This window comes from Synechococcus sp. BDU 130192 (assembly GCF_963876085.1).
GTDB lineage: Bacteria > Cyanobacteriota > Cyanobacteriia > Cyanobacteriales > MRBY01 > MRBY01.
In genome coordinates this window covers 109241-130823 of the sequence record NZ_CAWNNO010000055.1, presented here as the reverse complement: position 1 = coordinate 130823, position 21583 = coordinate 109241, and the positions used below count along the sequence as shown (strand labels likewise).

The 21583-nt window shown below is 51.3% G+C and carries 18 protein-coding genes and 1 other RNA gene; 11 read left to right on the top strand and 8 right to left on the bottom strand.

The annotated features are described in order from the left end of the window. The first annotated feature begins 82 nt into the window (after positions 1-82). From AACT35_RS11970 to AACT35_RS11960, 3 genes are read left to right on the top strand one after another with little or no spacing between them, the layout of a single operon-like run. A complete protein-coding gene (locus tag AACT35_RS11970; RefSeq protein ID WP_012308218.1) occupies positions 83-1225 on the top strand; it encodes a citrate synthase in 1143 nt (380 codons plus the stop codon). Between the two features lie 16 nt (positions 1226-1241). Beyond that, entirely contained in the window at positions 1242-1841 is a 600-nt protein-coding gene (locus AACT35_RS11965; protein ID WP_099239657.1) for a hypothetical protein, read from the top strand. 7 nt (positions 1842-1848) lie between these two features. After that, positions 1849-2769: an NAD(+) kinase gene (locus AACT35_RS11960; RefSeq protein WP_012308220.1), complete on the top strand. Its 921-nt coding sequence runs from the start codon at positions 1849-1851 to the stop codon at positions 2767-2769. Positions 2770-2906: 137 nt separating this feature from the next. Here AACT35_RS11960 and AACT35_RS11955 read toward each other — a convergent pair whose 3' ends face one another. After that, positions 2907-3668 carry a pentapeptide repeat-containing protein gene (locus AACT35_RS11955; protein WP_099239655.1) on the bottom strand — a complete coding sequence of 254 codons (762 nt, stop codon included), beginning with the start codon at positions 3666-3668 and terminating at the stop codon, positions 2907-2909. A gap of 195 nt (positions 3669-3863) precedes the next feature. Here AACT35_RS11955 and sbcC point away from each other — a divergent pair, with 195 nt between their 5' ends. The 5 genes from sbcC to ssrS all read left to right on the top strand — a co-directional run bounded on the left by sbcC (position 3864) and on the right by ssrS (position 13404). After that, entirely contained in the window at positions 3864-6887 is a 3024-nt protein-coding gene (sbcC, locus tag AACT35_RS11950) for an exonuclease subunit SbcC (protein WP_099239653.1), read from the top strand. A gap of 66 nt (positions 6888-6953) precedes the next feature. After that, entirely contained in the window at positions 6954-9992 is a 3039-nt protein-coding gene (locus tag AACT35_RS11945) for an efflux RND transporter permease subunit (RefSeq protein WP_099239651.1), read from the top strand. 159 nt (positions 9993-10151) lie between these two features. Then, positions 10152-12479 (top strand): nitrite/sulfite reductase, encoded by a 2328-nt coding sequence (locus AACT35_RS11940; protein WP_099239649.1) that lies wholly within the window; start codon positions 10152-10154, stop codon positions 12477-12479. Between the two features lie 139 nt (positions 12480-12618). After that, a complete protein-coding gene (locus tag AACT35_RS11935; RefSeq protein ID WP_030007427.1) occupies positions 12619-13185 on the top strand; it encodes a hypothetical protein in 567 nt (188 codons plus the stop codon). Between the two features lie 36 nt (positions 13186-13221). Continuing rightward, positions 13222-13404: non-coding RNA, 6S RNA (gene ssrS, locus AACT35_RS11930), on the top strand. 39 nt (positions 13405-13443) lie between these two features. Here the strand turns inward: ssrS and AACT35_RS11925 are convergent. Together AACT35_RS11925 and AACT35_RS11920 are read right to left on the bottom strand one after the other, a co-directional pair. After that, entirely contained in the window at positions 13444-14025 is a 582-nt protein-coding gene (locus tag AACT35_RS11925; protein ID WP_030007426.1) for a CPBP family intramembrane glutamic endopeptidase, read from the bottom strand. A gap of 13 nt (positions 14026-14038) precedes the next feature. After that, positions 14039-15112: a DUF3326 domain-containing protein gene (locus AACT35_RS11920; protein WP_099239647.1), complete on the bottom strand. Its 1074-nt coding sequence runs from the start codon at positions 15110-15112 to the stop codon at positions 14039-14041. Positions 15113-15287: 175 nt separating this feature from the next. On the opposite strand from AACT35_RS11920, the gene glmU reads away from it, so the two are divergent. After that, on the top strand, positions 15288-16637 hold the full coding sequence (glmU, locus tag AACT35_RS11915) for a bifunctional UDP-N-acetylglucosamine diphosphorylase/glucosamine-1-phosphate N-acetyltransferase GlmU (RefSeq protein WP_099239645.1): 1350 nt from the start codon (positions 15288-15290) through the stop codon (positions 16635-16637). A 35-nt stretch (positions 16638-16672) separates the two neighbouring features. Here glmU and AACT35_RS11910 read toward each other — a convergent pair whose 3' ends face one another. Beyond that, on the bottom strand, positions 16673-17473 hold the full coding sequence (locus tag AACT35_RS11910) for an ABC transporter permease (RefSeq protein ID WP_099239643.1): 801 nt from the start codon (positions 17471-17473) through the stop codon (positions 16673-16675). 138 nt (positions 17474-17611) lie between these two features. On the opposite strand from AACT35_RS11910, the gene grpE reads away from it, so the two are divergent. Both grpE and AACT35_RS11900 read left to right on the top strand, forming a co-directional pair. Then, positions 17612-18535: a nucleotide exchange factor GrpE gene (gene grpE, locus AACT35_RS11905; RefSeq protein WP_099239641.1), complete on the top strand. Its 924-nt coding sequence runs from the start codon at positions 17612-17614 to the stop codon at positions 18533-18535. Positions 18536-18587: 52 nt separating this feature from the next. Beyond that, the gene (locus AACT35_RS11900; RefSeq protein WP_099239639.1) at positions 18588-19049 is read left to right on the top strand and encodes a hypothetical protein; all 462 of its coding nucleotides are present in this window, start codon (positions 18588-18590) and stop codon (positions 19047-19049) included. Between the two features lie 36 nt (positions 19050-19085). On the opposite strand, the gene AACT35_RS11895 is transcribed toward AACT35_RS11900, so the two are convergent. The 4 genes from AACT35_RS11895 to AACT35_RS11880 form a co-directional block, all read right to left on the bottom strand. Further along, positions 19086-19544, bottom strand: coding sequence for an SRPBCC family protein (locus AACT35_RS11895; protein ID WP_012308232.1), 459 nt, complete (start codon positions 19542-19544; stop codon positions 19086-19088). Between the two features lie 84 nt (positions 19545-19628). Beyond that, the gene (locus AACT35_RS11890) at positions 19629-20828 is read right to left on the bottom strand and encodes a Coenzyme F420 hydrogenase/dehydrogenase, beta subunit C-terminal domain (RefSeq protein WP_173867244.1); all 1200 of its coding nucleotides are present in this window, start codon (positions 20826-20828) and stop codon (positions 19629-19631) included. 273 nt (positions 20829-21101) lie between these two features. Beyond that, the gene (locus AACT35_RS11885) at positions 21102-21362 is read right to left on the bottom strand and encodes a type II toxin-antitoxin system RelE family toxin (RefSeq protein WP_030007420.1); all 261 of its coding nucleotides are present in this window, start codon (positions 21360-21362) and stop codon (positions 21102-21104) included. After that, positions 21343-21546 carry a hypothetical protein gene (locus tag AACT35_RS11880; protein WP_223209935.1) on the bottom strand — a complete coding sequence of 68 codons (204 nt, stop codon included), beginning with the start codon at positions 21544-21546 and terminating at the stop codon, positions 21343-21345. Before AACT35_RS11880 ends, AACT35_RS11885 begins: the two co-directional genes overlap by 20 nt. Positions 21547-21583: the final 37 nt, after the last annotated feature.

Sequence of the window (21583 nt, the reverse complement as noted above, 5' to 3'; positions counted from 1 at the left end):
TCCCCGTGATAGGCTAAGTTAGCCACGGGCATCAAGAAATTAGCCTCAATATTATTTTTAGGATCTAATCAAGGTACACAGTATGACGACTGGTTGCGAATTTAAACCCGGCTTAGAAGGAATTCCTGCAGCCCAATCCAGCATTAGCTTCGTCGATGGAAAAAATGGCATCCTCGAATACCGGGGGATCCCGATTCAAGAATTGGCCGAAAAAAGTTCTTTCCTCGAAGTTGCCTACCTCCTGATCTGGGGTGAACTGCCGACCTACCAGGAACTTGAAGATTTTAAAAACGATATTCTCTATCACCGTCGGATCAAATACCGCATCCGGGACATGATGAAATGTTTTCCGGAAACCGGTCACCCGATGGATTCTCTGCAAACGTCGGCGGCGGCCCTGGGGCTATTTTATTCCCGGCGTGCCTTGGATGATCCAGAGTACATTCGCCACGCCGTTGTCCGCTTACTAGCTAAAATTCCCACCATGGTTGCGGCGGCCAATTCGATGCGCAAAGGAAATGATCCGGTTCAGCCCAACGATAGCCTTGATTATGCGGCGAACTTTCTCTACATGATGACCGAGCGTCGCCCCTACGATCTCCAGGCGAAGATTTTTGATATTTGCTTGATGCTCCACGCCGAACACACGATCAATGCTTCCACTTTTTCGGCGATGGTGACGGCTTCTACCTTGACGGATCCCTACGCGGTGATTGCGTCTGCTGTTGGCACCTTGGCCGGGCCGTTGCATGGAGGGGCGAACGAAGAAGTGCTTTTGATGCTCGAAGAAATTGGCTCCGTCGAAAATGTTCGTGGGTATGTCGAGACCTGTGTCGCGAATAAACAAAAGATCATGGGCTTCGGCCACCGGGTTTATAAGGTTAAAGATCCCCGGGCGGTGATCCTCCAGAGGTTAGCGGAGGAACTGTTTGAACTCGAAGGGGAAGACCCGTACTACAAGATTGCCCTGGAATTAGAAAAAATCGTTGAGGAAAAATACGGCCACAAGGGAATTTTCGCCAACGTTGATTTCTATTCGGGCTTGGTTTACCGCAAGTTAGGGATTCCGAGCGATCTATTCACGCCCCTGTTTGCGATCGCCAGGGTTGCGGGTTGGCTTGCCCACTGGAAAGAACAACTGGGTGTCAACCGGATTTTCCGGCCGACCCAGGTCTATACCGGTGTGCATAATCAAATCTATATTCCAGTAGAAAAACGCGGCTAAAGGGACAGTGTTCACGATGAAATTACGCCAATGGCGCAGCTTAGGACTGGGGGTATTGCTGCTCTTTCTGTGGGGCTGCGGGGCAAATCCCCCTGGCCTGGAAACCGAAACCCTGACCCCCAGCAATCAATGGCAAACCCTCACTACGGAACAGGTGCAGTTGGACGTTCCACCGGGCTATGTGGGCGGCAATCCAGGCTTAGATCTCCCCGCCCTGGCAGCCACCTTAGAGGCCTGGGATAAAGGCGATCGCCTTGAGTGGCTTAATCAAAATGCCGAAACCCTAGAATTGCTCGCTTTTCAAGCAGAGGGCGATCGCCTGAACAGCATCACCATCGTCCAAGAAGAACGCCCGGAAACCCTGACCTTAGAGGATTACCTCCAACAACAGGTGGCGACACTCCAGGCCGCTGGCATTACGGTGAGCCTTACCCAAACGGCGGATCAAGGGCGCTTAGAATTGAACCGAGGCGACCTCACCCAGGTGAATTATGTCTATCCAGAAACGACCACCTTTTGGGTAATTACCTATAGTAGTGATAGACCCACCGCTGCCTTTACGGCTGGGGTCGAGCAAAGCCAACAAAGTTTTCAGGTGCGCCCCGAGTCATCTTAGAAATGCCGTGAACCTTGATCAAGTAATCATTGCCTATAAAGCGGGTGACCCCTTCGCTAAAAAATGGGCCGAACGCTGTGCCCACGAATTAGAAGCCCAGGGGAGTCGGATTTTGCTCGGCCCCAGCGGCTTTAAGGATAATCCTTACCCTGTGTTTTTGGCCTCAGTCAGTGAACCCATTGATCTCGCCATCGTCCTGGGGGGAGATGGCACCGTTTTAGCAGCAGCCCGCCACCTCTCTAAGGAAAATATTCCGATTTTGGCGGTGAATGTCGGCGGCCACCTGGGCTTTTTGACTGAACCTTTTGAGCAGCTTGAAAATAGTCAGGCCCTTTGGGAGCGACTCCGCAACGACACCTACGCGGTGGAAACTCGGATGATGTTAGAGGCCAAAATCTGTGAAGGCGATCGCCAAGATCCAGAAATTGTCAGCGAAACCTTCTATGCCCTCAATGAAATGTGTGTCAAACCTGCCGCCGTTGACCGGATGCCCACAGCCGTCTTTGAAATGGAAGTCGATTGCACCATTGTGGATCAGTACCACGGGGACGGGTTGTTGGTGGCGACTTCCACTGGGTCAACCTGTTACACCGCTTCTGCAAATGGGCCAATTATGCATCCTGGCCTAGAGGCGATCGTAGTGACGCCCATCTGTCCTTTGAGTCTGTCGAGTCGCCCGATTGTCTTGCCAGCCCGTTCCAATGTCGATATTTGGCCCCTCGGAGACTACGATCTGAATAACAAGCTCTGGATGGATGGGGCCTTGGCTACTTCAGTTTGGCCGGGCCAGTGGGTCAATGTCCAAAAGGCCCATTGCTACTGCAAATTCATTATCCTGCGGGAAACCTATTCGTTTTACCAAACCATTCGCGATAAGCTCCAGTGGGCCGGATCGCGGATCCGCTACCAGAATAATCACCGCAATTGAGCTTAGAGTCCATTTATGAAGCCCCCAGCCCCCAATTTGGGGAGATTTAGGGGACAAATTAAAAAATTCATTTACTTTATAAATAGCCTCTTAGGCCGAAACAAAAAAGATGGCGAAAACCTCTCCATGGATTTTCATTAAAAGAAGAAGCGCAATAGCACGGAACTAATGGCGCTGAGGATATTGCCAGCAGTATTTCCAGAATCTTGTTTCGGGTTGAGGGCGAGGTCAATTTCATCGAGTAATCTCTGGCTGGCATCTACACCCACGGTCGATCCTTGGCTGGTAAACAGGGTTTGGGCAAAGGTGGCATCCTGTTGGGCCTGGGCAAAATCTCGCAGTTGGTAGCGGGCGATCGCCCGGGATAGATAAATGGCCCCATTGTCGGGTGCTTGGTTGGCGGCGGCATCATAGTAGGCGATCGCCATGCGGTGATTTTTATTTTCCCCTTCCACAAAGCCCCATTGATAAAGCTGCTCCGCCGAAACAGGAGCATCCAACAAACCCACCGCCCGCGCAATGTAGAACGTCCGCAGGGAAGTATTGGTAAAATTCGCCCCGGCTAAATAGGCTTCCCGGAGATCCGCGCCGTCTAAATTGGCCCCTTCTAGGTCAGCCCCGGCTAAATTGGCCCCCACCAGGGAAGCTCCCGTCAAATTGGCCCCCCGCAGATCTGCAAGGCTCAGATCCGCTCGACTCAAGTTCGCTTGACGCAAATCCGCCCCCCGCAGGTCAGCCCCATCTAAACGGGCATTGGCAAGGCCGCTCCGGGTCAGTTGACAATTCTGACATTGACGACTTGATAGCAGTTGGCTGAGGTGGGTTAGGTTTTCGGCCCGTACCTGGGGGGCGATCGCCAAAGGCAAAAAACAACAGGCGGTAAAGAGTAGCTTTTTCATCGGGAATTGGGGAGGGAGGACTGGAACTGTAGACCATCAATCAGGGCAAAACGTTTCCGGCTACCACCGATTTTTCTGCGTCCATGGTAGCAGTCAGGTTCTCGCGAGATGACAGATCCATAAAATTCTTTGGGGTTGGGGGACGAAACAACGGGGATATGATGGGGATTAGCGTTTGTCACCGACAGTCTACCCATGACGCCCCTAAAACTTACCCTGAAAAATTTCCTCAGTTACCGTGATGCTGTTCTAGATTTCACGGGCTTTCACACGGCCTGTATTTGTGGGCCAAATGGAGCTGGGAAATCATCCCTATTAGAAGCGGTGACTTGGGTGATCTGGGGCAAAAGTCGCACCAGCAGTGCCGATGACGTGATCCACATGGGCGAAATGGATGTACGGGTTGATTTTGAGCTACTTTGTCACCAACAGGTTTATCGCATTATTCGGATGCGATCGCGGGGGCGAGGGGCGACTTTACAATTCCAAGTGCGATCGCCAACGGGGGACTTTACTACCATCACGGGTAAGGGGATCCGGGAAACCCAAGAGCTCATCGACCAAGAGATCAAACTAGACTACGACACATTTATCAATTCCGCCTATCTACGCCAGGGCCACGCCGATGAATTTATGGTGGCCAAGCCCGCAGACCGCAAAAAGATTTTGAGTGATCTCCTCAAGCTTGACCGTTACGAAAGCCTCGCCCAACTCGCTAAGGACAAAGCAAGATCTTTTAAACTCAAGGCCGATCTTCTCGAAGAAAGCCTCGCGCCTCAAACTGAACAACTCCGGGCGAAACCCCAGCTAGAAGCAGAACTCGCCGCCATCGAACAGACCATTAGCGAGGGCAAGCAGCAGGAAAACCAACTCCAGGAGCAGCTCCAAAAAATTCAGGTGATCGCCCAACAACGGCAATTCCTGAAAAACCAAGTCGATACGTCCCAGCAACAGTACCAGCGCCGCCACCAAGACCTGACGCGCCTCAGCACCCAGGCCCAACAACTCCAACAGGATTTAGCGCAAAATACAGCGATTCTGCACCAGACCGACACCATCGAAGCCGAATACCAACGTTGGCAAACCCTCCAGCAGCAGGAAGAACAGCTCAACCAAAAATCCCAGCAATACCAAGACCTCCAGCAGGAACAACAAACCATTCAGCAAACGATCCAGGCCGAAGAAAACGAGGGACAACGACAGATTCAGCAACTAGAAGTACAGATCGAGACCCTCACCCAGCAGCAAGCCGCCATCCAAGAAACCTTGGCGATCGCCCCCGACTTGACCACCGCCCTAGACCAACTAAAGCGCACCCGCAACCAGCTCAATCGCCTCGAAGCCGCCCACCACCAAGCCCAACCCCTCCTCCAGCAACGGCAACAGCTAGAAAACCAAATTAGTCAGGCCGCCGAAAAACTGAAGTTACAATTGGCCGCATCTCGACAGCAACAGCAAAACCTCGCGGAAAAAATTGCCCAAATTCCCCAACAGCGGGCGGAATTGCAACGCCTCGATCAAACCATGGCCGATCTAGACCGCCAAAAAAAACATCTAGACCAGATTCAGCAACAACACCTTGATGTTTCAACCCAACAAGTCCGTTTCCAGGACGCTAAACGCAACTGTCAAACGCAACTCCAGGAGCTCCAACAAAAACTTGCCCTGCTGCAACAACCGGGGGCGACTTGTCCCCTCTGCGAACAAAACCTCGACCATGACCACCACCAAAATGTGATGGCCAAAACCCAGGCCCAATACAGTGCCACTGAAGCAGAAATTCTCACCTTCCAAAATGAACTTAAACGTTGTGATCAACTGCTGCGCGACTACAACCAGAAACTGACGGCCCTCGACCAAGTCCGGAGTAGCTATGAAAGCTATGACCAACAGATGATCCGCCTGGAGCAGGCCATTGAAACGAACCAAGCCCTCGAAAAGGAATTGAAACAGGTAGAACAGGAATTACTGAACCTAGAGCGCGCCCTCCGCCTGGAAGCCTACGCCGATGATCTGCGGGCAGAATTGGCAGAAGTGCAGCAACAATTAGAGACCCTGGAATACGATGAATCCCAATTGGCGATCGCCAGGGAAACTGAAAAAGAATACCGTTGGGCAGAACTCAAAGAGGTGGAATTAAACCAAGCGCGCCAACGCCTGGACACCCTCCAACGGGAAATCCCCCAACAAGAAGCAGAACTTGAAACCCAGCGCCATCAACTCGACCAGAATAGACAAACATCTCCCTGGCAAGTCCGCCTCGTACAACTCCAAGAACAGTTAAACGGCCTCAACTACGACCGCAACGCCCACCAACAACTCCGCCAAGCACTCCAGCAGGGGCAAATTTGGCAACAGCGTTACCTCGAACTGGGCCAAGCCCAACGGCAACAAACCAGCCTCGAAGCGCAACTACAGGATCTAAACCAACGTCAAACGGTCGCCCAAACGGAGCTGGCGCAACTCGAAGAACAAATTATGCAATTGCAGGAAAATTTAGACAATCTTCACGCTGATCAAGGGGAGATTAACCACCTAGAGAATCAATTGCAAACCTGTCGCCAAGCCCTAGAAACAGCAATTACCCAACGCGGCCAACGGCAACAATCCTTAGAAAATCTCCAGGCGATCGCCACCGCCCAGAAAAACAGCAAAACAGAACTCAAGGAACTGCGGCGCCAATACCGAATCCACCACGAACTCGGTCAAGCCTTCGGTAAAAATGGGATTCAGGCCTTGATGATCGAAAATGCCCTGCCCCAACTAGAGGCCGAAACCAACCAAATCCTCGGTCGCCTCACAGAGCACCAATTCCATGTGCAGTTCCTCACCCAAAAAGCTAAGAAAGGCAGCAAAAAAACTGCCGCCCAGATGATCGACACCCTTGATATTGTCATTGCCGACGCCCGGGGCACCCGCGCCTACGAAACCTATTCCGGGGGGGAAGCATTCCGGATCAACTTTTCAATCCGCCTCGCCCTCGCAAAACTCTTAGCCTACCGTTCAGGCACCACCTTGCAAATGCTGGTCATCGATGAAGGCTTTGGCACCCAGGACACCGAAGGCTGTAACCGCTTAATCGGGGCAATCAATGCGATCGCCACTGACTTTGCCTGCATCCTCGCTGTGACCCACATTCCCCAGTTCAAGGAAGCCTTTCAAAGCCGCATCGAAGTCTACAAAGATCAGCAGGGCTCCCAACTCCAGGTCAACAACTAACCCCCATATTGCCAACAACTATGCCTAGAATAGAAGCTGTAACAAATCGCAACAGTTGCCCCTGGTATGTCCTTTCACCTCTCTGCCTGGTCCATCAAAAATCCAGTGCCGACCCTCGTGGCCTTCATGATTATGACCATCGTGGGGATCTATTCGTTTTTGAATCTTGGCATTGATAATACGCCAAACATCGATATTTCTGCCGTGACCGTGAGCGTCAGCCAGCCAGGGGCCGCCCCAGAAGAGATTGAAACGGAAATCACCAAGAAAATTGAAGATTCCGTCGCGAGCCTCGCCAATATTGATCAAATCACCTCCACCGTGACCGATGGCAATTCCCAGACGGTCGTGAATTTTGAGTTGGGCACCGACACCGACCAGGCGACCAATGATGTGCGCAATGCGATCGCCCAAATTCGCTCATCTCTACCCCAGGACATCACTGATCCCATTGTCCAAAAACTTGATTTCGCTGGGGGAGCCGTGATGACCTATGCCCTCTCCTCTGGGGAGCGTACCGTCGAAGAACTCAGTGATCTCATCGATCGTCGCATTGGCCGAGAACTCACCAATGTAGAAGGGGTGGCCGAAATTCAACGGCTGGGCGGTGTTGACCGGGAGATTCGCGTCGATCTCGATCCTGATTTGCTACAGAGCTTGGGGATCACGGCAACCCAAGTTAATGACCAGATTGCTCAGTTTAATCTCAACCGTCCGGGGGGCCGCCTCGAACTGGGGGGCAATGAGCAAAATGTCCGGACTCTTGGTAGCGCAGAGAGCATTCAAGAATTGCAGCAATACCCGATCACGTTACCCAACGGAGATCTGGTGTCTTTAGAAAACCTTGGCCGCGTGGAAGATAGCTTCCGGGAACCCAGGGTGGCAGCGACCCTCAACAACGAACCAGTGGTGGCATTCTCCGTACTCCGGAGTCCTGGGAGTACCGTTGTCGGCGTTGATCAAGGGATCCGAAAGGCGATCGCCGAGTTGCAAACCACCCTCCCAGAGGATCTCCGTTTCGATTTGATTTTTACCCGCGCCACAGAAATTCAAGCCTCCTACGACGGCACCATTATGGCCCTGTGGGCGGGCTGTATTTTAACGGTGATTACCGTGGGCTTTTTCCTCAAGGACTGGCGGGCTACTTTAATTACCGCCGCCGCCTTGCCCCTCTCCATTGTGCCGACGTTCTTTGTAATGCAGGCCCTCGACTATACCCTCAACGGGATGACCCTCCTCGCCTTGGCCCTGGCGATCGGTAACTTAGTCGATGATGCGATCTGCATGATTGAAAATATCGACCAACACCTGCAAATGGGCAAAAGACCTTTCCAGGCTGCCATCGATGGCGCCAGGGAAATTGGCCTCGCTGTAGTGGCAACCACCGCAACCATTGTGGCTGTATTTCTGCCTGTGGCCTTTATGGGGGGCGTGCCAGGGCAATTCTTCCAACCCTTTGGGGTCACCGTCGCCGTCTCAACGATGTTCTCGACCCTGGTGGCCACCACCATGACGCCGATGCTGAGTGCCTACCTACTAAAATCAAAACTAGGGGCTTTTAATGGCCAGAAACAACCCGGTTTTTACCGGAATCTGCTCGGCTGGGCGCTGCGCCATCGTCTCACGACCCTCCTCGTTGCCCTGGCCTTTTTTATCGGTAGCCTCCAGCTGATCCCCTTTATTCCTACAGGGCTTTTTAGCAGTAGCGATACGGGCATTAGTACGATCGCCTTTGATCTGCCCCCCGGTGCCACCCTGGCTGATAGCGAGCAAGTGATGACGGAAGTGAGCGATCGCCTCCAGGCCAATCCCGCCGTGAGTAGTGTTTTGGCAACGGCGACCAACGTCAACAGCGGCACCATTTACGTCAATCTTTTGCCCCAAGCGGAACGGGTTTCCCAGGCAGAATTTGAACAAACCCTACGGCGTGATTTCCAAACGATTCCGGGGGCAAGGGTCTCCTTCCAAAGTACGGGCGGGACAGGCAACTCTAAAGATCTCTCCATTGTGCTCAAAAGTGAAAATGCCCCGCTTCTATTAGAAACAGCGACGACCCTAGAGCAACAGATGGGCAGCGTACCGGGGTTAGTGGACATTTCGTCGAGCGCAAGCTTGGTTAAACCCGAACTAATCATTCAGCCTGATCCGCAACGGGCCGCCGATCTCGGTGTTTCTGTGGCGGCCATTTCCCGCACCGCTTCCCTGGCCTTAATTGGCGACAATGATTTTAATTTGCCCAAATTTAATTTGAGCGATCGCCAAATCCCGATCCGCGTTCAACTCGATCCCGCCCAACGCAGCAACATTGAAACCCTGAAAAATCTCCAGGTACCGAGTAACACCGGTGAATTAGTCCCCCTAGCTGCTGTGGCTGAATTAAAGCTTGGTAGTGGTTCGGCCCAGATTGACCGCTTTAATCGCTTCCGTCAAGTGGAAGTGGGTGCCAACCTAGAAGGAACGTCTCTAGGGGATGCCTTTGCTGCTGTGAATGCCTTACCGGTGATGAGCCCCTTACCTTCTGGCGTGACTATTGAACCCGCGGGCGACGCAGAAATTATGCGCGATATTTTTAGCCGTTTCCTCACGGCGTTGGGGGCGGCTGTCCTGTGCATCTATGCAATTCTGGTGCTGCTTTACAACAACTTCCTCTATCCCTTTGGGATTCTAACCGCTTTGCCTCTCTCCATTGGGGGGGCTTTGTTGGGGCTGATGATTACCCAAAAGGAACTGGGTTTATTTGCCCTGATTGGCATTGTGTTGTTGATGGGTCTGGTGACAAAAAACGCAATCTTACTGGTGGACTTTACCCTCTCTGGCCTACGGGAAGGTAAAACCCTGAAAAAATCCCTCGTCGAAGCTGGGGTCTCCCGGTTACGGCCCATCTGTATGACATCCCTCTCGACCATTGCCGGGATGTTGCCCATTGCCCTCGAGTTGGGAGCCGACGGTGCGACCCGGAGTCCGATGGCGATCGCCGTGATTGGGGGCTTTAGTACCTCCACCGTTTTGACTTTGATCGTCGTACCTGTGATTTTCACCTACATTTATCGCTTTGTCCGCTGGCTCGTTAAACCCTTCCAAAATGCCCAATCTGCGCCCCTATGATTTCCTGCCACAAAATTACAGATTTTATCGGACTTGCTCGGATCACCGAAATTTTGTGTCACCATAGTACATCCGAGTAATTTTTATCGATATTGCGGGCCTGACCCTTAAACCATTCCAGGCCAATCCGAATTAGCTCCTACAGAAGAAGAACACCCTATGACCACGACGACAACTCCCAAAACTTGGAAAGAGGTCCTTGGCGATCGCATTCCGCCCCAGATGGCCGAAGAAATTGACACCTTTGAAAACCAAATGGCCCTCCGCTGCCAGGACAAACTCGACGAAAAAGTGTTTGCCGAACTGCGTCTTCGTCGGGGCGCCTACGGTCAGCGTTACGATAACGGCTTCCGGAATGATGGGGTCAAAGCCAAAGCAATTCCTTTTCCCAAAACAGAACTCACCAAAGGCCCCGATACCAAATGGCAGGCCCCAGGCATGCAGCGGATCAAAATTCCCTATGGGGGGATGACCGCCGAACAAATGGATGTTCTCGCTGACATTTGCGAAGAATATTCCGACAACATTCTCCACATCACTACCCGCCAGGACATCCAACTCCACTTCATTTCCCTCGATAATGTCCCGGATATGCACCGTCGCCTAGCGGCAGTGGGTATTACGGTACGGGAAGCCTGTGGTAACTCCGTACGCAACGTTACCGCTTGTCCCCTCGCTGGTGTTTGCCACGACGAAGTCTTTGATGTCACAGGCCATGCCCAAGAACTAACGGACTTTTTCCTCGGTCACCGGGATATCCAGGATTTTGGCCGCAAACTAAAGATCGCCTTCTCTGGTTGTGAAGATCATCCCTGTGGTCTGACTTCCATGCATGACCTTGGGTTCATCGCTAAAACCAAAGAAATTGATGGTGAAATTGTCAAAGGGTTCAAAGTTTATGTCGGTGGCGGCTTAGGTTCTGTACCCTTCCTGGCGAAACTCTTTGAAGATTTTGTGCCCCTTGAGGAAATTTTCCCCCTCTCCCAGGCCATCTTCCGCGTCTTTGCCCGCCTTGGGGAAAAGAAAAACCGCAACAAAGCCCGGATTAAGTTCCTCGTGCAGAAACTGGGCCTAGAAGAATTTAAACGTCTGGTTACCGAAGAACGGGCGACTCTCGAAGCTGATCCCGGTTGGACAGCCTGGGTTGAGCGCCTCACTGCCTACGAAGAAAAAGGGAAGCCTGCCCCCGTAGCCGCAGATCAAACTTTTGATCACGGGGAAGAATTTACCAAGTGGAAAACCACCAATCTCTATCCCCAACGGCAAGCGGGCTTCTATACCGTCGCGGTTTCTCTGCCCCTAGGAGATGCTACTTCGCCCCAATTCCGGGGTCTGGCTGATATCGTCCGCAAATATACCAATGACACGGTACGGACAACCGTTGAGCAGAATATCTTGATCCGTTGGGTACATGAAGCAGATCTTCCCGCCCTCTATGCGGATCTCAAGGCGATTAACCTCCATAGTGGTGGTGCCCATTCGATCATTGACATTACCGCTTGCCCGGGTACAGATACCTGCAAATTGGGGATCGGTAGTTCTCGCGGTTTAGCTGGGGAATTACGGCGTCGCATGGCCCTCAAGGGTTGGCAGTATGACCAGGCGGTCAAGGATATCCGCGTCAAGATTAGTGGCTGTTTCAACTCCTGCTCCCAGCACATGGTGGCAGAAATTGGTTTCTATGGCTCTAGTCGTCAGGTGCAACGGCGACGGGTGCCCCACTTTAACCTGGTACTGGGTGGGGAATGGGCGAATAATGCATCTACCTACGGCAAATCCATGGGGGTTTTGCCCTCGAAACGGATTCCCGATGTGGTGGAATTTCTCATTGATACGTTCATGCAGGAACGCCTGGAGAATGAGAAATTTACAGAATTTTTCAACCGCATTGGCCGTAAGGAAATGAAGGAGCGACTCCAGCCCTTCACGGAAGTGCCTAGCTACGAAGAAGATCCTTCGTTCTATTCTGACTGGGCCGATACCCGCGAATTTACCCTTGGGGATATTGGTGTCGGTGAATGTGCTGGAGAAGTGGTCACCCTCACGGACTTTAGTATGGCCGACGCAGAAAGTCTCCACTTTGATGCAACGGTGCTGCTTGACAATCCGCAAAATGGGGATGTTCAACTGGCGGCGGATAAAGCGATCGCCGCCATGGTTAGTGCGGCCCAGGCCCTGTTGAAATTCCAGAACATCGATATTAGCGATGATCCAGAAGTGGTGAGTGCCGAGTTCCGCAAGTATTTCTACGATACGGAACTGTTCTTTGATCCCTTTGCCAAGGGGAAATTTGCCCAGTTCTTCTTCTCCGCCCTGAAGCATAAAGACAAAGCCGCCAGCCTTGAACAGTCCCAGCGCTTGGTGGAAGAATCCCGTCTCTTTATTGAAGCGGCCCACGCTTGCAACGGTCGGATGATCGAGGCAGGGATTACCAGCCCAGTGAGCTTTAAGCAATGGCTCCTGAAGCAAGGATTTGGCATCAACTAAACGGCACAATGCTGCGTTAGGTTCCTCAGAGAAAACCGGGTGGGCAAAGTTGCTCACCCCATTTATGTCCGCCTTGATCTGCTTTAATGTTGCTCGAAGCAATTATTGTCTAAGTCGTCACTGAAAAGTAAAAAAGCTTGTGTATATTGAACGTTTTTGTGTAAAATTCCCGGCCCAAATGCCCGCTGGTTTTGATGAGGCATCGTTAATTGGCGTTTTTCAAGGATGGATCCGGGATGAAAAAATTGGGGGCACCTTAATTGATGTGGTGGACTACCGCCATGTGCCCGACGGCCCAGGGATTATGCTCGTCACCTACGAAATCAACTACATGATGGAGCACCAAGGGGGTTATGGCCTATATGCCCAGCGGCGCTGGAGTAGCGTGGAAAATCAACCCCACACCGAGGCGATCGCCGATTTAGTCCAGTCGGCGGCTAAATTTGGGAGCTTGCTTGAACAAGAAACAGAGATTACCCTCAAGGGCAATGAATTTCTCTACATCAGCAATGACCGCCTGAACGGGCCAAATACCGATGAAGGATTTGCGGCGGTGAAAGCAGATCTCAGTGCTGCCTTAACTCAAATCTATGGTGGGAAAGCCTTCACCATTGAGCGGGTACAAAACAATCCCAAAGAGCGTCTGACCCTTTCTGTCAAGGTGGATAGTCCGGTGGCGATCGCCGAACTTTGTACGGTTGCATAAGGATAAAAAAATCCTTTAAGATGACTTCTAACAGGATCAAGCCTACCGCGTTGGTGACTACCAATATTGTTTGTTGATCTATGCTTGAGCTAATTGGGAAGCCGATTAAGTTCTCGCGGCAGTAAACCGAGCTTGTACTCGGAAACGAAAGCTGAGAGCTGTTCTTCCCCCCTGGATTTTCCAGGTCAGAAGCTGAGGTAAGACGGCGTGGCGGGTGCAAGTCCTGTATTTTTTTTGCTCAATTTTTGCCGCCCAAGGCTAGGGTGCTTCGTGGCGGAGCTTCCAAATCAGGCTTGAGGTGAAGTTTGTCACGATATGGGCAATCACAGGCACAAGTAAATTTCCGGTGGCGATCGCACTGTAACCGAGAATAAACCCAATTACCGTCGCCCAAACAGCGTAGGACCATTGCTGGGCGCCGCTGATGTGGAGTACCCCAAAAATCAAGCTCGATAAACAGAGGGCACCCCAACCCAAGCCCAAGCCCGGTAGCATAATCCCCCGAAACAGAAATTCTTCACTCAGTCCCGGCAACAGTCCCAACCAAATGGCATCGGGCACGGCCAGGGGTTTGAGGACAAATTCAAGGTAAGTATCGACACTGCGACGGTATTCCGCCCAGACAGCGTAGAGGAGACTGCTGGCGACAATGATCCCCAAGGCGATCGCCACCCCCTGGATAAGAGCCAGTCCCGAAAATTCCCAGGCCAAAAGTTCTACATTGCCGATTAACCGCCAGAGATTTCCCACAATAAACAACAACAGCGCAGTGATCCCCATAAGAAGGAGCACCTGTTGGCGGGATAACGGTTCTAAGGGCGGTTGGTTGGATTGATTCACAATAAATATCGATCTAGATTGCATTGAGGGGGGGCACAGTGGGTCGCAGACTCGAAAAATCTAATCCGGCACGGTGGGCGACCATGATCCCAATTGCCTCCAAGTATGAGTCTACCCGACGGGCTTTAATCCCAACGGATTCTGGAAAAATGCTTAATGCAGTGTCATTTTCGTTTACAGCAATGATCAATGTTTGGGTCTGGGCGAGGCTCAAAACGGCACTACCGCCACAGGCACTGGCGGGGATCACTAGGCTATCGACCTGATCCGCCCAGATCTCCCCGGCTTGGCGATCGCCTTTTGTCACAAATTGGGGCGCGTAGCTCAACCCGGCCAGGATACAGGGCAAAAAAGTGTAGCCTAATTCCTCGGCAGCAGCTTTTGGGGAAAGTTCCGGTTCAATGGGTAAAGGCGATAAAGCTGGGGCATGGGCGCAGGGAATCTGAAATTTTTTCACGAGCAGGTGGGAAATCACTGCTTCAGCACCCGCGAGGGCATCGACCCCAGATCCCTGGCGATACTGGGCAAGTAACTCACTATCTTCATCGTCAGGAAAGCGAGCCACAACGGCGATCGCCTCTACTTTGGCCTGGGTAATTAGTTTTTCCGCCGCCCGCAACAAACTGCCCACATTTTCAATCGTCCCCCAACTGACCCTCGTTTCCGAAACTTTGAGGGTGACATTCAAGGGCGCATCCGTCACAACATAATCTGTGATCGGCAAACCTAAGGTCGCGCGGCAAGCTTCGGCCCCCTGGATATGGCGGGTTTTTAATTCTGCTTCAATGCCTTGATCGAGGAGTAATCCCACTTTATTTTGTCGCACGGGTCGTAACCCCCAGTTCCCCGCAGCGAATTGATCGAGGCCATAGCCTTCTACATAAAACGTATTCGCCATGGGCCAAAACAGTTGCGCCCCGTTTAACACGTTGGGGTGGGTAATCAGGCGATCGCACACCTGGGCCATCAGCCGTGCAATGGGAATCCCGTCCCCCGCATAGCCACCAATTTTCGCGCCGATCCCTGTGGGGATGATCAGCATTGAGGTGTAGGGAGCAGTGCGGCTTGGGGTCGGTGCGAGGAACATAAAAATTCACTGGAAAAGAACGTTTGAGAAATTTAGCACTAATCCGGTAACCGCTTCAGCCCCCAGGTTTTTGGGTGTAAACAAGAATCTTCTCCGGCACCGATGCCGGAAGTCCCAAACAATACGATATACTCCACACTGAAACGATGTCAGTCAATCGAACACAGCAAAGGCAATGGTAGCGGTAGCAATTTTGGCAGCAGGCAAAGGTACACGGATGAAGTCGGATCTCCCGAAAGTCCTTCATCCCCTCGGCGGGCGATCGCTCGTGGAACGGGTGATTGAAAGTTGTGCCCTCATTAAACCAGAACGAATTTGCACCATTGTCGGTTACCGCGCGGCTGAGGTAAAAACGGCCCTGGCCCATTTGCCCCACCTAGAATTTGTTGAACAAACGGAACAACTCGGCACCGGTCACGCTGTCCAACAGCTCCTCGAACCTCTCAAGGATTTTGCGGGCGATGTCGTGATTCTCAATGGCGACGTACCGCTACTCCGCCCCGAAACCATTGCAGATCTCGTTAAAACCCACCAGAAAAATAATAATGACGCAACTCTATTAACGGCCCAACTGCCAAATCCCACGGGTTATGGTCGTGTGTTTTGCGATGGTGACAACCTGGTCACCCAAATCGTCGAACATCGCGACTGCAACGATGCCCAGCGCAAGAATAATCGGATCAATGCGGGTGTCTACTGTTTTAAGTGGGGGGTGTTGGCCGAGGCGCTACCCAAATTAACCACCAACAACGATCAACAGGAATATTACCTCACGGACGTTATTCTCCATTGCGATAAAGTGATGGCGATGGATGTGGCGGATTTCCAAGAAATTAGCGGTATTAATGACCGTTTTCAGCTTTCGGCAGCCTACGAAATTTTGCAAGACCGCATCAAGGAAAAATGGATGAAGGCCGGGGTCATGATCCACCAGCCCGATACAGTCACCATTGACGACACCGTGCAGCTCGAACCAGATGTGCTGATCGAACCCCAAACCCATCTGCGGGGCAATAGTTTGATCAAGACTGGTTGCCGCCTAGGGCCGGGCAGCTTGATTGAAAATAGCGTCATTGAAGCCAATACAACAATTCTCTACAGCGTGGTGAGTGATAGCCAGGTGGGGGGGAATACCCAAATTGGCCCCTATACGCACATTCGCGGCCAGGCTAAGGTTGGGGAGCAATGCCGGATTGGGAATTTCGTGGAGGTCAAAAAATCGACCATCGGCAACAATACCAACATGGCCCACCTCTCCTATATCGGCGATGCCACCCTAGGAGCAAAGGTCAATATCGGCGCTGGGACGATCACAGCAAACTATGACGGTGTGAATAAGCATCAAACAGTGATTGGCGATCGCAGTAAAACCGGAGCCAATAGCGTCCTGGTTGCGCCCATCACCATCGGCGAAGATGTGACCATTGCGGCAGGTTCAACAATCACCAAGGATGTGGATAATGATTGCCTCGTTGTCGCCCGGGCTCGCCAGAAGGAAATTAAAGGGTGGCGCTTGCAGTCTTGAACGGGGAAGCAGGCGTAATGGGGAATCAAACCTGATTAAAATTGCCGCCGACTGAAAATAAAGATGGCGATCGCCTGGAGCAAAATTACATAGACAAGGCCATAAATCGCGCTGAGTAGTAGGGTTTGGCCATCGGGAACCACCCCATAAACCACCTCATTACGGAAATTTAGACGCGATAAATCCGGCAAAACTTTATAGAGATTTTCGGTGATCCACTGAACTCCGGCATTTTGGCTCAATTCCCCTAATTTCACTAAATCGGTGCTGAAGTGGCCCATCAGGTAAATCCCAAAGGAGAACAAGGTCGCCAACAGAGAACTGGTAAATACCCCAAAGGCGATCGCCACGGCAATGATCAGCATTAGCTCAATCAATAAATAACCGAGGGAAAGGGAGATTGGCCCCAGCGGCACCGTTGAGTCCTGCCACAACAGCGGCATCATACTTTGTGACCAGGCCAAAAGCGCGAAATAAATAATTCCCATGGCAACTAACATCACCGCCACCACCGCCGACAGCCCCAGATGCTTCCCGACAATCAGTTCGGCGCGGCTAATCGGTTTGGGGATCAGCACCAGGATTGTGCGTTTTTCAATTTCTTTGTTGACCAAGCCTGTGCCGACAAAAATAGCCACCAGCACACTCAAGATACCGATCATCCCCAGGCCAAAATCCACGACGATCTTCGCCCCTGCCGTCGCCGACACATCGGGTAAAATCCGTACCGCCAGGGCAAACACCAGGCCGTAAAATCCCAAAAAATACAAAATGCGATCGCGGATCACTTCTCGAAAACAATTACTGGCGATCGCCCAAATGCGCTTAAGATTCATCGCTTTTCTCAACAGGACAAGCATCAAGGAAACAGCATATCAAGATTTTTTCATCCCGCAGCGAAAATGCCCCGACAAACACCCCAAAATCGTGATTTTTTAACGATTTAATAAAAAAGGCTGCATCCCTTCTTAGCCATGGGTGAGAATGCCAGAGTATCCCTACAGACGAAACTGCCCCTCCCCATGAGCCATCCCCACGCTGCCCAACTCCAAACCCTCATGGCCCAAGCCAATGTGAGCGATGTCATTCAACTGGCGGCCTATTCGCGGGTCGCAGCGCGGCAAATTTACCGACTGCAAGCTGGGCTCATTCATAGCATCCCCGTCGAAGCCGTGGTGAAATTGGCTCAATATTTCGATCAATCGGTGGATGAATTTCTCGCTCTATTTCTGCCCACAGGGATTCAGCCGTTAGAATTTACCCCCAAAACGACCCAAGCGACTGGCGTTGACCCCGTCGAACTCGAAGCACTTCAAGCAGAAGGCGATCGCCTCCGCGCCCAACTAGAAACCCAGGCCATCAACCACGCCGAGGAAATCGAGCAGCTCCAACACCATCTCCAAGCCCAGCAGCAGGAATATACCGATAAAATCGATCACCTCCAACAACAGTTAACCGACCAAGCCGAAGCCCAGGCCCAGCAGGAAGAAACCCTCAAAGCCGAGTATGCCCGCCTAGAAACCCAACTCGACAGCCAACAAGCGCAAAATGAGCAACGTTGGCAACAGGAAGCCCTGGATATCCTCGAAGCTTGGCTGTTGCAATGGTCTGCCGCAGCGAAGGCCGCCCAAGACAATGCCCAGTTCCCCGCTAGAACCCTGGTGGCCCTCACACAACCCTTTGAGCAACTCCTGGCGAGCTGGGACGTGACTCCCATCGGCACCGTCGGCGAAATTGTGGACTATGACCCCCAAGAGCATCAATTGGTGAAAAATCACGGTGATGTCGGCCCAGGGGATGCGGTGGTGATTCAAAATGCGGGCTACCGCCAAGGCGATCGCCTTTTGCATCGGGCGAAAGTGATCCATCAGGAAGAACCAAAAGGGACAGAAAACTAAGGTTTGTCATTGAATCCTAATCTCCAAGCCCTAGTGAGATGACAAATCCACCATGCGCATCCTAAAAAGCACTCCCCGCCAACTACATATCGAATTTCCAGAAGAATGTACGGCCCAAGCAACCTTAGGAATCGTATTTGTCATTACGGCGTTACTTTCCCTAGGATTAGTACTGATGGCAGGAGGGGGCGAAAGCTTTTTTTTTCTAGTACTGTCAATAGTGGTCGCAGTTTATTGCTTTTTAGAAAAAATTCCCTACGCCTGCTTAATAGACCGCACCGCAGCACAGCTAAGCATTCTTCGTCGCAATAGTTTAGGTCAGCAGCAGTCCCTCATCTACTCCATCAATGACATCGACACTGTAACCGTAATCCGAAATGTGCGCCGAGGGCGGCCTTGTAGCACCAATGTTTGCTTGAAGTCAGGTGGGCGATCGCGGCTAATGTCCTACCAATCCTGTGCCGCTCAGCACCAAGTTGCAGATCGAATCACAACTTTCTTGCAAAACCCATAGCTACATCTGGCTGAATTGATGAAACACTCCAGGGATCTAGACAGAGGTGGGCGATTGTTCCTGAAGATTTTTAACATAGTCCCGAAAACGGTGGAGATCGGCTTGGATGGTTGATTCCACGACCCGGCCTAAAAAGAGATTGTCCATGACCTGTCCCAAAATACCAGGGATATCATAGGCAATGCTGAGGCGAACAATGGTTTTGCCATGGCGGTCATAGAAACGGATCGCCCCCCGATTCGGCAGGCCATCAACGGATTCCCACTGAATAATTTGGTGCTTAACAACCTTTGTGATCCGAGAGAGCCAGGTAAATTCAAAGGAGCCACTGGCCAATTTCCAGCGGGACAGATCTGGGTCATCCTTGAGGATGGCGACAGAATCAATCCATTTCATCCACTGGGGCATTTGTTCGAGATCTGACCAGAGTTCCCAAACGAGATCGATGGGGGCGTCAACTTCTACCTGTACGCTGTGCTCTAGCCAACCTGACATAAAACTTTATAAAACCAAACGTCCCCCTCACTGTAACAGAATTCCCAAATGAATTGGTACCGCTTCTGGAGGGGGAAATAGCCCCTAGTCTTTAGGCAGTTCGTACTGGGCGACGATTTTTTTCGCAAACTCTGGCACATGGGCTTCCAGCTTGTCTGGATAGTTGCGGCGGGTATAGAGATAGTTCCGCGTAAAGTGAGAATCAATGGAAAATTTTGCGTACTCTAAACCCTTCGGGCCAATTTTTTCGATCACAACTCCCATCAGTTTCGCGGCCCACATTGGTAGAGTAACGCCTTTGTCATAGGCAGGAATACTATTTTGCACAGCGGCGCGGCGATCGCCTTTAGAACTAACCGGCTGCGTTTCAATTTGATCGGCGACGAGATCAAACATTTCCTGGCCTGTTTCGTTGCGCACCACCATCCACTGCCAACCAAATGGTGCGCCCATGTAACCCACCACGAGATCCGCTAAACCGTTGGTATAGTCAAAGCAACTCATACAAGACGGTGCAAACACATCCTTCAGTTGATTGGTTTTTAAACCAAAGAAGGGGACTGTTTCCGTCGAACCATCCTCATGCTTAAAATGCACCTTAAAATCCTGCATGAACTCGTAGTAAACCACCGTTTCCGGGGAGCGACTGGTGGTATCGAGGAATTTTTGCAAACCCGCGCGAGTAACATTATCCACACAGGGCAAGCCCAAAACATAAAGTTTTTCGAGGCCCAATTTATCCTGTACTGCCCGCAAAGCTTGGATCTGGCAACCCACACCGATCACCAATAGTTTCTTAAATTCCCCCTGTTCAATCTGCTCTAGGATCGTCAAGTTGGGCGACAGGGTTGGCTTGTTGACACGGGCGGCGAGGATTTCCTCTGGGGTAGTGGCGATGATCGGCATCGGCTGAAAGCGATCATCAGGGGAACTCTGCACACAGACCACGCCTTCTACCAATTTCTCTTCAAGCATTTTGCAGGCGAGGGAACTGACAATCCCCGTCCATTGCGCCCCTTCGATGGGTTCCGTTTTCCGGGCGGCGACCATTTTTTGATGCACGCCAAAATACATTTCCTGCTCTTGGTCTAGATCCCGCTTGCGGCCATGAACTTTGGTTTCGAGCTTGTCAAACTGCTGGTTCAGAAAAGCACAGGCTTCTTTAACATAGTGGATAAAATGGGTATCACAGAGACCACAGTCACTACACAGGGCCTTGGCCGGACGGACACTTCCCCGGGGTAAACCTTTCGCTTTCTTGTGGGCAGGAATTTGGGCAGTCATGGGCAGCAGAGTCGATCAAAGAACAGTATTTGTCAGCGTAATGGAAAGGATTACCGAAAAGGGAGCTTTTGTGACGAACTGTAACGCGATCGCCGTCAGGATGATTGAAGACCGAAAATCAAGCAGATATCAATCGGCAGTTCAAACACCGTATCCAGGTTGCACAGGGGAAACAAGCCAAACGAGAAATTTATTAATTTTGCCAAATCCACCAGATTGACCTCGAACCAGAGGCGATCGCCTAAGTTTTTATCAACAAAGAGTCGTTTCTACTTATTCATAAACATTTTGGCGATGACCAACACGAATAATTTCAATGATTAATGCATTTTTTAAGACAGAATAAATAATGCGGTAATTGCCTTTGCGAATACGATAAGTTGAAGACATCCCAGCCATTTTTTTACAACCATTAGGATAGGGATCAGCCGCTAAAGATTCAACAGCTTTAATAATTTCTGGAATAATCTGGGGTTGAATTTTTCGAAGTTCTTTTTTTGCTGAAGCTTTCCAGCTAATTTGGTAGGAGTCCATCAGCTTTTAATTCTTCGATAAATACTTGATGTTCTGTTGTTTCTTCTTGTTGCCGCTGAATGACGATGGCAAGGTCTTCAAGCTCTTCAAGTAGCGCTTCAAATTCTCGGATGGGTAAAATGACTTCTGTTTGTTTCCCGCTTGAATCTGTGACATATTTCGGATGCAAATCTGCAATATTCATAATCATTACAGGTGTTGGAAACGGATATTCAGCATCG

Bases quoted from the DNA above. Each gene is read 5' to 3' on its own strand.
- glmU (WP_099239645.1), top strand. From the start codon at position 15,288: ATGGTAGCGGTAGCAATTTTGGCAGCAGGCAAAGGTACACGGATGAAG.
- sbcC (WP_099239653.1), top strand. From the start codon at position 3,864: ATGACGCCCCTAAAACTTACCCTGAAAAATTTCCTCAGTTACCGTGAT.
- AACT35_RS11920 (WP_099239647.1), bottom strand. From the start codon at position 15,112: ATGTTCCTCGCACCGACCCCAAGCCGCACTGCTCCCTACACCTCAATG.
- AACT35_RS11880 (WP_223209935.1), bottom strand. From the start codon at position 21,546: ATGAATATTGCAGATTTGCATCCGAAATATGTCACAGATTCAAGCGGG.
- grpE (WP_099239641.1), top strand. From the start codon at position 17,612: ATGGGTGAGAATGCCAGAGTATCCCTACAGACGAAACTGCCCCTCCCC.
- AACT35_RS11945 (WP_099239651.1), top strand. From the start codon at position 6,954: ATGTCCTTTCACCTCTCTGCCTGGTCCATCAAAAATCCAGTGCCGACC.
- AACT35_RS11965 (WP_099239657.1), top strand. From the start codon at position 1,242: ATGAAATTACGCCAATGGCGCAGCTTAGGACTGGGGGTATTGCTGCTC.
- AACT35_RS11895 (WP_012308232.1), bottom strand. From the start codon at position 19,544: ATGTCAGGTTGGCTAGAGCACAGCGTACAGGTAGAAGTTGACGCCCCC.
- AACT35_RS11970 (WP_012308218.1), top strand. From the start codon at position 83: ATGACGACTGGTTGCGAATTTAAACCCGGCTTAGAAGGAATTCCTGCA.
- AACT35_RS11900 (WP_099239639.1), top strand. From the start codon at position 18,588: ATGCGCATCCTAAAAAGCACTCCCCGCCAACTACATATCGAATTTCCA.
- AACT35_RS11885 (WP_030007420.1), bottom strand. From the start codon at position 21,362: ATGGACTCCTACCAAATTAGCTGGAAAGCTTCAGCAAAAAAAGAACTT.
- AACT35_RS11890 (WP_173867244.1), bottom strand. From the start codon at position 20,828: ATGACTGCCCAAATTCCTGCCCACAAGAAAGCGAAAGGTTTACCCCGG.
- AACT35_RS11910 (WP_099239643.1), bottom strand. From the start codon at position 17,473: ATGAATCTTAAGCGCATTTGGGCGATCGCCAGTAATTGTTTTCGAGAA.
- AACT35_RS11940 (WP_099239649.1), top strand. From the start codon at position 10,152: ATGACCACGACGACAACTCCCAAAACTTGGAAAGAGGTCCTTGGCGAT.
- AACT35_RS11955 (WP_099239655.1), bottom strand. From the start codon at position 3,668: ATGAAAAAGCTACTCTTTACCGCCTGTTGTTTTTTGCCTTTGGCGATC.